Source organism: Acinetobacter sp. YH01009 (assembly GCF_013420765.1).
Classification (GTDB): domain Bacteria; phylum Pseudomonadota; class Gammaproteobacteria; order Pseudomonadales; family Moraxellaceae; genus Acinetobacter; species Acinetobacter amyesii.
Window position 1 is genome coordinate 118906 of record NZ_VOYE01000003.1, and the last position, 12941, is coordinate 131846.

Annotated in this window: 10 protein-coding genes; 8 read left to right on the forward strand and 2 right to left on the reverse strand. The window is 32.8% G+C overall.

The window, feature by feature from the left end:
• Positions 1–5: 5 nt before the first annotated feature.
• From FTT76_RS05645 to FTT76_RS05655, 3 genes are all read left to right on the forward strand, one after another.
• Positions 6–296 (forward strand): hypothetical protein, encoded by a 291-nt coding sequence (locus tag FTT76_RS05645; RefSeq protein WP_180190144.1) that lies wholly within the window; start codon positions 6–8, stop codon positions 294–296.
• Between the two features lie 95 nt (positions 297–391).
• Positions 392–691, forward strand: coding sequence for a hypothetical protein (locus FTT76_RS05650; protein WP_180190145.1), 300 nt, complete (start codon positions 392–394; stop codon positions 689–691).
• A 337-nt stretch (positions 692–1028) separates the two neighbouring features.
• Positions 1029–1286 (forward strand): hypothetical protein, encoded by a 258-nt coding sequence (locus FTT76_RS05655; RefSeq protein WP_257235044.1) that lies wholly within the window; start codon positions 1029–1031, stop codon positions 1284–1286.
• Positions 1287–1327: 41 nt separating this feature from the next.
• On the opposite strand, the gene FTT76_RS05660 is transcribed toward FTT76_RS05655, so the two are convergent.
• Both FTT76_RS05660 and FTT76_RS05665 read right to left on the reverse strand, forming a co-directional pair.
• Positions 1328–1510 carry a hypothetical protein gene (locus FTT76_RS05660; RefSeq protein ID WP_180009562.1) on the reverse strand — a complete coding sequence of 61 codons (183 nt, stop codon included), beginning with the start codon at positions 1508–1510 and terminating at the stop codon, positions 1328–1330.
• Positions 1511–2027: 517 nt separating this feature from the next.
• Positions 2028–2777, reverse strand: a complete 750-nt coding sequence (locus FTT76_RS05665; protein WP_180170759.1) for a metallophosphoesterase — start codon at positions 2775–2777, stop codon at positions 2028–2030.
• A 596-nt stretch (positions 2778–3373) separates the two neighbouring features.
• Here FTT76_RS05665 and FTT76_RS05670 point away from each other — a divergent pair.
• From FTT76_RS05670 to dptH, 5 genes are all read left to right on the forward strand, one after another.
• Positions 3374–5008, forward strand: a complete 1635-nt coding sequence (locus tag FTT76_RS05670) for an HNH endonuclease (protein ID WP_180190147.1) — start codon at positions 3374–3376, stop codon at positions 5006–5008.
• Positions 5009–5084: 76 nt separating this feature from the next.
• Positions 5085–5681 carry a class I SAM-dependent methyltransferase gene (locus FTT76_RS05675; RefSeq protein WP_180190148.1) on the forward strand — a complete coding sequence of 199 codons (597 nt, stop codon included), beginning with the start codon at positions 5085–5087 and terminating at the stop codon, positions 5679–5681.
• Between the two features lie 392 nt (positions 5682–6073).
• On the forward strand, positions 6074–7678 hold the full coding sequence (gene dptF, locus FTT76_RS05680; protein ID WP_180190149.1) for a DNA phosphorothioation-dependent restriction protein DptF: 1605 nt from the start codon (positions 6074–6076) through the stop codon (positions 7676–7678).
• Positions 7678–8991 carry a DNA phosphorothioation-dependent restriction protein DptG gene (gene dptG, locus FTT76_RS05685; protein WP_180190150.1) on the forward strand — a complete coding sequence of 438 codons (1314 nt, stop codon included), beginning with the start codon at positions 7678–7680 and terminating at the stop codon, positions 8989–8991. Before dptF ends, dptG begins: the two co-directional genes overlap by 1 nt.
• Positions 8972–12941 (forward strand): DNA phosphorothioation-dependent restriction protein DptH (gene dptH / locus FTT76_RS05690; protein ID WP_180190151.1); only part of this gene is annotated, 3970 nt, incomplete at its 3' end. The genes dptG and dptH, both read left to right, overlap by 20 nt.

Consider the following 12941-nt stretch of genomic DNA (forward strand, 5'->3'; position numbering starts at 1 on the left):
ACTCAATGAAACATACGTATATAGATGTAGATCACTGTATTCAAGAAGCTTTACAAGGGAGTATTGTCCACTTAAACGATAATTTATATTTTTTAAGTGCTGAAACAGCCTTACAGCAAGTCCTTATACCTGAGCATGTTTGCTGTACAGCACCATACTGGATCATTGGATATGAGTTGCCTAAGCCGATTCAAAATAAACAGGAATTAGAGTCATTATTTGCATGGCATAACTTTTTTATTGAATTTGCTAGCAATGCTGATGAATTTAAAGATTTCAATCCTAGAGATGAGTGATTAACCCTTATAGTGTCTTATCCATTCTAATTTTTAAATTTATTAGTGTGAGTACACGATAACTTCAGTCTGAACTGGATATAAAAGGATGATTTGTGACTAGAAGTGTAAAGAAGCAACTCAGTTTCTTTTTAATCGTACTTTTCGGAGTGATTAGCTATAATTATGTAGCTACTCGCCCAGTAGAAAATACAGCGGTTAATTCCAACGTTCGAGAGCGTGAGCGAGCATTTATACAAAAACGCGCTGAATACATAAAAAATCACGGCGAGAAAAGTATAGCTGAGCAAGAAATTAATAAAGAATTGGCACTCAGAAGAGGGCATTCTTTAATTAATAGTTCGTCTTCGTACCAGAGTGCTGAAGAGCAAGATCTTGAAAAACTTGTAAAGTGAGACATATTATGGGAGATCTAATTATTTCTAAAGATAATGCGAAAATATTCGCTGAATCCGCAGCAAAAAATTAGTAAGATGAAATAATAAAGTATGACGATCTCAGGTCTATACTAAATGCAACTAATCAACCTCCTATGAAAATCGTCAGAACTGGTAAAGATGTCATGGAGTTTTTAGAGGATTGATTTTTAAGACATTGTTTTATTTTTATTTGATCGCTGTGATTTTAATGAAGTATTGCGGGATCATTACTCAATTTTAATTTATGTCATAATTTATTAATCTTAATTTCAGATAAAAATCAAGGAAAAAATTAATGTCGAGAAAGGTAATAATGACTACAAATGAAAGACGTCTTCAAGCATTAAATCAAATGCGTGCTAGCTACCGTGGTGTACAGCTTTTAAGGCAAGATAGAATTAAACTGATTCAACATGGTGCAGTTGTTCAATCCCATGAAGGTTCGATCAATGACAGTGATCGTACTCTGTGTGATGATTTATCAATAGAAGTTGATGAATGTGATATGTTAAAAAAAACGGCTGAGACGATGTATGCCTCTACAGGTGATACAATTTGGTTGAGTTTTTAAATATACAATTCAAGTGCTTTCTGTTTTTTAATGAAGAGTGCTCAAAATTGCTTGAGGAAGTCTTCAACTGAGATTTCTTGTTCTACATAGAAAACACCATTTGGGTCTGCTTTCATTTTTTTAATAGAATTACCTTGGATTTTATGGATATCGAGTAGGTCTTTAAGTATTTGATCTGCAATTTTATTCTTCCAATCATTTTCAGGATCTAAAGGAATCGACATGAGTTTCTCCTAGTTCAGATGTGGTATAAATTTCATTATCAGTATCGCAGAAAATTTGAAAATAAATTGATGTAGGGAATAAAAATGGCTGAATGCAGTTACGCCTATTGAAGAGCATGATGAGTTTTTATCTATCTGCGAGCTTTTGTAATTCATCTCTATGTTGATGAATTACACGTTTTAAATGATGTAATACAATACGTTGTGTTGCTTGGCTGTTGTCAAATACCATAGGTATAATTTCAATAATTGGGCGTGATCTTTGTTTTACATTTTTAAAATCTATTAGTCTTCTCATTTTTTTCCATAAAATTTTAATGGTGTGATGTAATTTTATACTAATGAGAACCATGAGCTAAAGTTTAAAAGTCCTAACTGTACTATTAAGTATCAAAAAACTATGTGACGTCACTTATTTTAGGTTTTGATAGGGCTGATACTTCATCATTGATATGGCAAAAAAATTTAAAATCGAGTTATCTGACGCTTTAAAAAGGTTTTAGAAAAATATATCTACTTAAATCTCGATGATAAAATTTTCTCTAAATCCATTTTTCCCTTGCTCTTGTGGGTACCCTAAAGGATTGATCACTAATCTACATCCATCGACTACAGTATCCACTGATGTATGCGTATGTCCTGAAACCCATAACTTAAAGCCTTTGACATCTAAATCATTAATAAAATAGGGGTTAAGGGCTGATGCAACAGGATGCGTACCCCAATATGGATCAAGACAAGCTAAATGAGGCGGGAAGTGAGTAATGACAATCACATTATCTTGATCCTTAAATTTCATAATATTTTCATGATATTTTTTAAATAATTCTATGTAGTCATTAGCAGTTATCGTTCGATGATCATTGTCAATCATGATTTGATCAAAATCATAAATCGATTGTTCAGCATCTTTTTGGGACTGTAAAAGTACCTCAGGAGATGTAAGTGGTGAATTGGAGCGAAAGTTCGTAAACAGCGTGCCGCCAACAAATATTTTATCTTGAATTTTGATATGGTTGTCATCAAGTAATGCATTTTTTGGGTAGTTTTCTTTCAAGAAATTCACGACTGAACTGTAGTTAGAGCTGTAGTAATCATGATTACCTAAAACAAAGATAAATTTTTTATTGAGAGATTTACATTTTTCGGCAAACTCAATTGCACCACTTAAGCGATTCGAAAAATCGCCAGCATGAATAATGACGTCAGCTTGTTCTGATATCGAATATTTGGAATTATGAGTATCCGATAAAATTTGCAGTTTCAATCTACTTCCCTTATTAAAATACGCCGTTCAAATATATACATCTTCATTCGAATAAGTTTACATCAACTAAATATTAGAAATTATAAGATACTCATCTGTATCCTTAAGCCTATAAAAATATAGGTAATTATTTTTGAATCAATTGATCAAATATTAATCATAAAATTTGACCAATTGAATTTATGCACATAAGATAAAGATGTTACAGCAAAATCTGTGACCAGGCGTGGAAACCTGAATTTACTACAGAAGCAGTAAACCGCTTTGGCGGTTTTTTGCGTTAAATATGTTTAGTCTATCGTAATGGTAGGCCAAGCAGGGCAGTCTATGACTGGCCGTCTTCTGTAGTACGGTATTTCCACCCCTGTTTGGCTTGCCTCCATCTCGTGGAAAAGTTGGAAGCTTGTTTGTAATTAATTACTACAGGAACTAGACATGAACACTTTCTATAACATCCCTTATTTTCTCAAAGCTATTTCTTCTGTTCTTAAAGAATAAAATTTTCGAAATAAATTTTCGTCATGTTTAATTAATTTTACTTTTATAAATTTCGTAATCTTACGAGATATAGAGAAGTATTGCCTAGAGAAAATAAAATGGCCCGTACTAAGCTTTTAACCAATATTATTCAAAGAAAAATGATGGTGCCTGACGAAATGTCGCACTCAAATCTGCACCATAACTTTGAAATATCACTTTATGACTTCGCCAACCATGAGATTCTAGAAAAACTATATAAAGCAGACAATCAACGCTCCACAGAGTGCTGGAGCCCTGCTGAAATTCAGGAGTTTATTCTAAACTGTTTGAATGATCGTAATGTCAATTTATGCGTTCGCTATTGGAAAGATGCTGCTGGTAATATTTATATCATCGATGGTGGGCACAGGATTTCAATTATCTATGCTTGGATCAAAAGATACTTTATTGATGAGCAAGTAATAGGAGCCCCAAAATTCACGGCACCACAAAAACGAGATATTCGTCAGATTCGTAATCGATTAGGTGGATTAGCTGATTTTCAAGAGTTATGTAGCGATTCTGAGTTTCAGCAAAAATTAAAATCAACCAAAATTAATTTTATTGAAGTGATTGGGACACCTGAGGAAGCTCGAAAAGCCTTTTGTTCAATCAATTCGGATACGAAGCGATTAGATCCAGATGAAGAATATCATTTACAAAATAGGGGGAGTGATGCTTTTTATGTGATTTATGCGTGTTGTTATATAAACGATAATAAATCCAACTTGGCTGAACTGAATTACGAGCGGATAAATGAAGTGATCACTTTGGGTGAGCAAATTCATGATCATCTTTTTAAGATAATACTTTTAGAGCCAGATTTAACACACGGTAAAAAAATCGGCTTGGTCAATGAACTCCTGAATATCATGTTTGGTGATACTAGTCAGAATACTGTGAATATAGACCAAGGTCAGCGTGTAGAAAATTTAATGCTAAAACTTAGAGTTGTGCTGTGTCGTATCGCTACACCACCAATTAGTATTCGGATTCCAAGTTTGGGCTTACACCCAAAACTATATTTTTATAAAGATAATCGTTTTCAAGTGACATCCTTTTTGGCCTGGTTCTCTATCGTCTGTGAAATTGAAAAAGACTGTTTTGAAATACAGAATAAAAAGATAGATTTTATTGGATTTACTCGAGCACGCCGTGGTGTTGAAAGTTTAATTGAAAAAATTCCTGTGGCCATCAAAGAAACTGTCGGTAAGTTTGGTAGTGGGATCAGATCACATGAGCGATTGAAGAACGTGTATCAAGCCTTTATCTGTATTGGACTCAATATGGATTTAGATTTTGAAGATGAAGTTTGTTTGAACACCGTCATTCTTTCGATGAGTCAATCATTTGATTATATTAATTTTAATGATTTTTACCTTGACCGTTTTGGTGGTGATTATGATGAGAGTATTGTTGATGATGTTGTGAGCTTTGTGCAATCAGTAAGACCATCAAAGAAGAAAAAACCTCTAAATTTTTCACTCGCGGCCAAAAGAAACCTGTATCAACGTGAGGAAAGGAAAACTTGGAGCTATTGCGAAGTATGTGATAGCGCTTTATACCTTGAATCGACTGAAGTAGATCATCGTGAATCGAAAGCAGAAGGTGGTTACGGTGTTTTAGAAAATGGAGCAATTATTCACCCGATATGTAATCGTTTTAAGTCAGATCGTGATTTAGATGAAGTAAGGGCTGATTTATTTGACTAAAAATAAGGGAGCATTGGCTCCCTTATTTTTTTGTTTTTTAGTAGACTGAGTTTAGTTTTTAGCCTAAGCAACCAATATGAAAACAATAGACTATTACAACCAATACGCAGATCAATTTTTACAAGCCACGTTGTATGTGGATATGGAAAGCCTATACCAACCATTTTTAGCTGAGTTGCCAGATTCAGCACGCATCCTGGATTTAGACTGTGGCTCAGGGCGTGACACTTTGGCTTTTAAAAATAAAGGCTATCAAGTTGATGCTATCGACTATTCTGAAGTATTGGTCGAACGAGCGAGCCAACTGACTGGTATCGCTGTTCAGCAGCAAAGTTTTTATGAGCTTGATATACATGATGTTTATGATGGGGTATGGGCATGTGCCTCTTTACTACATTGTGCTCGTAATAGACTCCCTGATGTTTTAAAACGTATTCATGCTGCATTACGCCGTGGCGGTGTGTGCTATATGTCTTTTAAATATGGAACAGCAGATAGAGTAAAAGGCGGTAGAGCATTTACTGACTTAAATGAAGAGCAGGCTCAGGAATTGTTAGACCAGTTGAATGGGGTTAGGGTATTAAAACAGTGGATTACAGTAGATCAGAGACCTGATCGCGATGAGAAGTGGCTGAATGTACTTTGGGAAAAGGTGGTTAATAATTGGCTGTAAGTTATTAATTTATATATTATTAATATTATCATCCTTGTGCGCACTGTGCAAAAAATTAAATAAAGTTTTTTAATATTAATTGGCCTTTATAAATCGGCTCCTGAGTATGATTTGTGGTGTAGTGGGCAGCAAAGGGAAATGCCGTAAAAGGTTTAGAGTTCAAGAACAAGCAAAATTTATCTAGGAGAGTGGAATTAATCCATCACAATAGAAACGTCTTTAGTCTTATTTTGATAGAAAAAAAATGATAAAACATCGTAATATAGCTAAAGACATATAGTTAGACGTACTTAGTGTTACACCTTTCTGTATGCTTCAGCCAATTCCTAAGCTGTTTTAGGATTTAATCTAAAAACTAATTAGATTTTAAAAATTATATTTTGGGGTAATGCATGCGTTTTGTTGATGCTTTGGGCGTATTATCTAAATCATCATCATTTGCAGTTTCGACTGAAAGTGATCGTGATGAAGGCCTAACTAGAATCAAATCTAATTTGTATGTCGCGATGCCTATTGAAGAGGATTTCATGTCCTTGTTGGCACAGATCAGTGAAGAATCGAAAAAAATTATTTTTTTATGTGGCAGTAGTGGTGATGGTAAATCTGAGCTAATGCTTCGTGCGAAACAAGCATTTACACAACATTATATACATTTTCATTTGGATGCGACTCATAGTTTTGAGCCTCATGATAATGCAATAGTTACACTAGATCGAATTTTTGATGAATTTGATAAAGGAAGTCATTCACTAGTCATTGGCATCAATATTGGAATGTTGGGTAACTATTCAGAAGAAGCTAAAAATAAAAATATTAGCGATAAAATTAAAAAATATTTAGAGTTCAAGGAGAAGTCTGATGATTTTAATTTTGTAAACTTTGAAGACTATCCAAAATTTGAAATTACTGAGACTAACTATAAAAGTGACTTCATTACGAGGCTTTTGAAGAGAATTACATCACCCTCATCAGAACTTTATCAACTCTATATAAAAGACGAGTCTGAGGGCTTAAATAGTACTGATTATCTTAAATTCTTAAATTATAAGCTTTTATGTAATGAGAAAGTACAGGAAGTTGTTGTTGAGTTATTGTTGAAAGTTAGATTATTCAGGAATCAATTTATTACGGCAAGAACCTTTTTAGATCTAATTTATGAATTAATTTGTCAAAAAGATTATTTGTTTAATAACTTATTTAGTTGTAATAATAATGAAATTTTAGAAAAAGTCATTGAGTTTGACCCCTCTAGATTAAGAACCAAAACGATTGACCGGTTTGTTATAGGTTACGAGCTTGATAGTCTTACTCAAGAATTTGAAATATTTAAACAGAGTTTAAAAGCAGAGTTGATGATTGGAAGTTTAAATAACTCAAATTCTTATATTCGTTTGTTTTACATATTAAAATTTGAAGATATAGGGAATAATTTTCATAAAAAATTCACAGAGGATTTTTCTGAAAGTTTATTGTCTAATTATTTAGAGGTTTATAGACATCATATTTATTATGATGCCGTGAAATCACGCTCTGTATTGCGAAATTTTTATAATAAAGAGCTGCTTAGTGCGATTAGAAGCTATATCAATAAAAAAGCACCATATTTAGGCGATGAACAATTTTTAATAGCTGAATATGATGAGTATAAAGTGATTTCCCATTTAAAAATCGGTCCTGATTTTTCAGCTCTCGAGAAAGATCAGCCCAAATATAACAATGGTCATTTTGATGTTTACATCCGAATTAAGGATTTTTGTGATGAAGAAAATGATCCTACATTAGTATTTAGTGTAGACATTAATTTATATGAACTTCTCAGTAGGCTTAGAGCTGGATATAGACCAAACAAAAATGATAGAAGTGTTGTTGTCATGCTAAATGAAATAGTAAATAGATTACTAATTTTTGCAAATAAATCTAATCAAATAAATTTCAAATCTAGTTTTGAAGAAATTAAATTTATACGTGAAGATAGTTGTATCGAGGTAGGGTATTAATGTTGAGTCTAACTACTGATCTAAAGCCATCAAGCAATAGTATGGCTAGCTTCTATCCTATTAGTACAAATGAAAATAGCAACGATTTCAATTGGGAGCATGTAACGAGTTTATTCTTAAGTGAGTTGTATGGGCTACTTGCTGAAAAAAAGTTAAATAAATTCGAAGTTGATTTAAAAGCATTCCAAAAAGATTTTGAGTTAACGTTTAAAGATGAAGTCCAAAATGAAAAAGCTTGGAAAATGGTCAATGATATTTATTTTTTAAAAAATAATATTGCCAAGATTTCGCCTAAATTACGTATTTTTTCTCTGTCAGAAGATACACAAAAGTTATCAGCTGAAAAGCGTATAGTTGCGCTACTTAAAACACTGCTACTTGAAAAACATATTTATAAAAATGATGTAAATAACTTAAATTTCATCGAACAAAAAATTTATGAGTCATTTGAAAAATCTTTCCCAAGTAGGCTGCCGGATTACGAAGGAATGTGCTCTTATTTGCCAAAGCTATCGAATATCTTCGGTAAAGATCTCATTTTTTTAACAAATCATTCAAAATATTTTTTAGAGAATATTCAGCTATTTTTAGAGTTATATACATTTTTGTATACAGCGCAACTCTCCATTGCCATAAATGGTTGGAAAGAAGCCGATGAGCCACCTATTAAAGCTTGTTATTTTATCTTAGATACTGAAAAAGCAAGTCGTGAGCGTGCTTCGCTACAAAGAAGTGGCTATAAATTGGTAGAGAAAGGGCTAGATTCAATCTTTCCAACTTTAGCTCTGTGTGAAAGTTTGCAAAATACGACCGAGCAAAAAATACCATTGTGGAAATTAGTCACAAAATTCAGTGAAGTTGATCTTGCGAACTTAGAGCAATTTTATGAAGCGTTTGCTGAAAATAGAAGTTTAAAAATCAAAGATCATAAGTTTGTTGATGTCGTATCTGCAATTGATGCATTACAGCATTTGTTTAAAGCGCAATTTGCAAAGGGTGAAACGAGAGCAAGCCGAAATTCAAATGTTGTTCGTACCATCAAAAATACTATTTTGAAACCATTTACGCAGACTCGAGGAAGTGCAGGTACTGTCTTCGTGCTCACTCAGGAATATTTGCTGTTATTAACGAATTTAGTAATTGGCGATAGAGAAAAGTTGCGCTTATACGAAGTTATTACAGAATTAGAGTCGCGAGGAATTTATTTTGATAAAGAAAGTAGAAAAGCGTTAGTTAATTTTTATGAGCGTTTGGGTAATGTTGAAAAAATGAGTGATAGTGGGGATGCAATCTATGTCAAAAAAACAATATGAAGATTTTTTGGTTGAACTATTTTTTGACTGGGCAAAAAATCACTTAAAAATTGGTGAGAAACTCCACTTTAAATCACCAGATGATGAAAATAGTCTTAAGTTATTTGAGGCTTTTCATCGAAAGTTAGAAACATTTTTTTACTTACACCAAGAAAAAATTCATTATCTCAACTTAAATGGATTGAGGATCATTCCTGTTCTTCACTCTGATGATGAACAAGGCTATTCTGAAAATTATATTTCTTATTTAAGGGATCATGTTTCAAGTCAAATCGGGGAATTTAAAGACTCCATTTTACTAATCATTCATAATTCATCGTTAGATACATTAAATAATTCATCTAAAGATTTAACCTTGGCCGATAGTATTTGGAACCCTAAATCTATTTACCTGGCCTTATTAAGTTATATAGATGAAAGTTCTTTTAAAGATCATACGATTTCTAAGCAATTATTAAACCATCAGTTTGAAATAATTTGTGCCGATGGCGCAACCATGTTTGGTTTTAGAGAACTGTTTAATGCAGTTCAAGATGGAAAAATTGAATTTAATGAGCTTGGTTATCTGAATGACGCCGCGCTAATTGACTTAAAACAGGCAAGTATTACCCAAATTGAGCAAAGGCTAGATGCAAATAAGCGCCTTAAAGAAGATATTGAATATATCGTTGAGCAGTTTCCAACAGAATACGTCGAAAAATTGGTTGATTTAGATTTTAGTGAAAAGTTTATCAATAGATTTTTTTCTGACGATGATTTGAATTCTTGGAGAAGTACACTCGATTACGGTGAATGTTATCAAGAACGAATAAAAAACTCTGTTGATCTGATTGAGTTTGCTGAATTGAATTCTTCTGCGATTAAAGAATATCATCGCACCAAAGGCGCTATATCTCAAAAAAGTAGTTTGGCAAGTCGTGATCATCATTTGATTTTAGAGGTTGTTCCTGATCATTTGTCAGTTAATTTAGATTTAGTATTTATACAAGGACAATTATCTGAAGATGATATTAAAGTATCCTCTAAATTTAAGAAGCTTTTAGATTATAAAGTTAACAACCGTTCTAATAAAAAAACGGTGTTAAGTATAGAAACGGAATTTGAGGGTATACCTAAGTATCTAAATTTTGAAATCAAGAGATCAAAGCCTAAAGAGTGTTTCAAATTTAGAGTATTACTTATTCCAGAAAATACATTTCCTGTAAGTTCGTTTGAGGATAAATTTTTATTGGTACCGAATAAAGAATTAATTATTCTTGAAACGGACCAATCAGATTTTACTTTTGATTCATCAAACCGCTCAGCTTATATACTGTCACAGTGTGGCGAAAGTGTTGATACAGATGAGTTTGGTTCAGTAGATTTTGAGAAGCTTCTCAATACTGAGGAGCAAGTTAATTTTAGTATCAAGAAAAAATTACAAACTTTGAACTTTGAAATACAAGGTATTCTTTCAGTTTCGAGTTTAAACCTACCTTTAATTTTTAATACTGATTCCTATCAGTATTTCTTTAATGATCAAGTGTTTGGAATCTACAATACTAAAAACTCTAGAATTTCATTTTTAGGTCGAGAGTACAAAACTAAAAATGAGTATAAAAAACTATTGGAATTAGAATTAGAGCTTATTTCTAAAAATTTACTTTCTACTGCGACAGTCCGTGGAGATGAAATTTCTATTGATCATTTAGAAGAACTTTATCCTGAACTACATCATTCTTATACAGAACTTTATCGTTATTTAAAGAATCGAAATACAGCGTTAAGTTTAGTTTCTTGGGGGGCTGAATTCAGAGCAATCGTGAATCGGGTTATTGCAGAATATGTAAAGCTCATTCATGAGATTCCAACGGAGCGTATGCTTTCTGATCGAGATAAAATTCTAGTAAATTTAGGATTTAGTGAGCTAGATGGAAAGGAATATATCAATCCATTTCATCCATTGAATCTTTCATATTTTTTAAATTTAATGAATGAATGCTTAAAGGATTCGACAGGCTCTTTTAAAAATCTGCATGCCACAACATTGCGCCGTTTAAGTGCAGAAGGTTTGATTCCATTCAACTGGCATGCTGAGCATGATTTTAGTTATAGCCAAGCAGTTGTGGAACACCCAATGTGGATTCAAGTCATTCCACATAAACAAACTCAGTTAAATTATATAAGACCATTGGTTCGACAAAAAACATCTGAATTTGTCGAAGCTTTTAAAATCTTATTCAATCAAGGTGAGCGAGATACCTTATTAATAAACTCCATTCATAATGGATTTAATCAGGAATTATTCTTAGGTTTAGTTGGTTTTGTTCAAAAACTTAAGTCTAAAAATATTCCTAAAATTCATGTCAATATCTATGATGATGAATTAAAGGTAACATATTTTGATCAAGTTGCAGATGCTGTGAGTCAAATGCATTTAAAGCAATTATGTAAACTGTCATTGGTAGATGGTAATGCAGATCAAATAGCGGATTTGATTAGAAGAAGAATTACGTACAGTAAGTTTGAAATTAATCGTTGTGAAGATTTTAAATACGCACATCTGACATTTGTACGTAATAATACTCCTGTTGAAGTTGCTAACGTTGATTTAAAAGCAGAAAAATCAGGCATTGCGTGTAATGGTTTGCTGGCTGGAGAAACTTCTTATCATCAGCAAAATACATATTTTACAACTGCAGGTATAAAAGGAATTCCTAGTGACAAGCCTGTGGTACAAATTGTTCAGCGTTATAGTGCTTTAAGTTACGCAGCTTGGAAAAATCAAAACTTTTATGAGTCCAATGGTCTGTCTTTAAAGGTTTCAAACCAACTCCAAAGATTGCTTGATCGTGCTTATGAAGATAGTTTATGGACGGTCATTATCGATCCAAAAGTAACCTTAGATTTCTTTAAAACCCAGCAAGATGTAGTCTTAATTCACTACTCAGATAACTATACGAATTCTGCGCACTATGATGCGATTACAGTAACGAAACGCCGTGATCTTTATGATCAGATTTTGAGTCAGGGTCAATCCGGTCGTATTGATGAGTTCAATGCATTTAATGGTGAATGGCTGTTAAAAATGCTGACGTTACCTGAAAAAGACCGTCGAGAGAAAAAAAGTATTATTGCGGCTTATAAATACGTGAATTCACTTATATACAAGAGCGATATTATCTGGGTTCCACTCAGTGTGGCAGAAATGATTCGTGTATCAGGTAATATTGGTCTGAAAATGAGTGAGTCTGATTTTAGTGCTTATTGTAATCATGTGAAAACAGGACCGATATCTGATGATGTTGTCTTTGTAGGTTTTAAAGACCAGCAGATGTACTTATTGCCGTTAGAAGTAAAGGTTGGTCAAAAACAAAAGCATGATAAAGGTATTATTCAGGCTAAAAAGTTAAAAAGATATTTAGAAACACGATTATTTGGACGTCAGGATTTGGTCGGACATATTTATCGCGGTTTATTCATTCGACAAATTATGATGCAAGTCGAAAAATATCAGCTATATCAAATTTATCCTGAAAATTACTTTGATGAATTGCTTAAAAAAAGAGAGTGGTGGTTAGGTGGTAATTATCAGTTAGCCAATATTCAAAATTATCCTCAAGCCTTTGTTTTAGCTTTTGTAGAAAGTGATACATTCTTCCAAGAAAAATTTGATTTAGAAGAAGATATTCTTGTAATCAAATTACCAGGTGCTTGCCAAAATAAATTTATTTCTGCGCCGTTGAAGAATTTGCTTGAAGAGACTGATAGTAAAAATTTATTTAATATTCCCAACTCATACATTCTGAATGGTGATACATCCTACATTGAAATAGATCTGGATGAATCAGGTGATCTGAATGATCAAGCGCCGAATTTTACTTTAGATGAAGTAGAAGCTGAAATTGTCTCAAAAGAAGAATATCAGCATAATTTATTTGATTTTAGTTCTGATTCGCTACAGTCTGAGG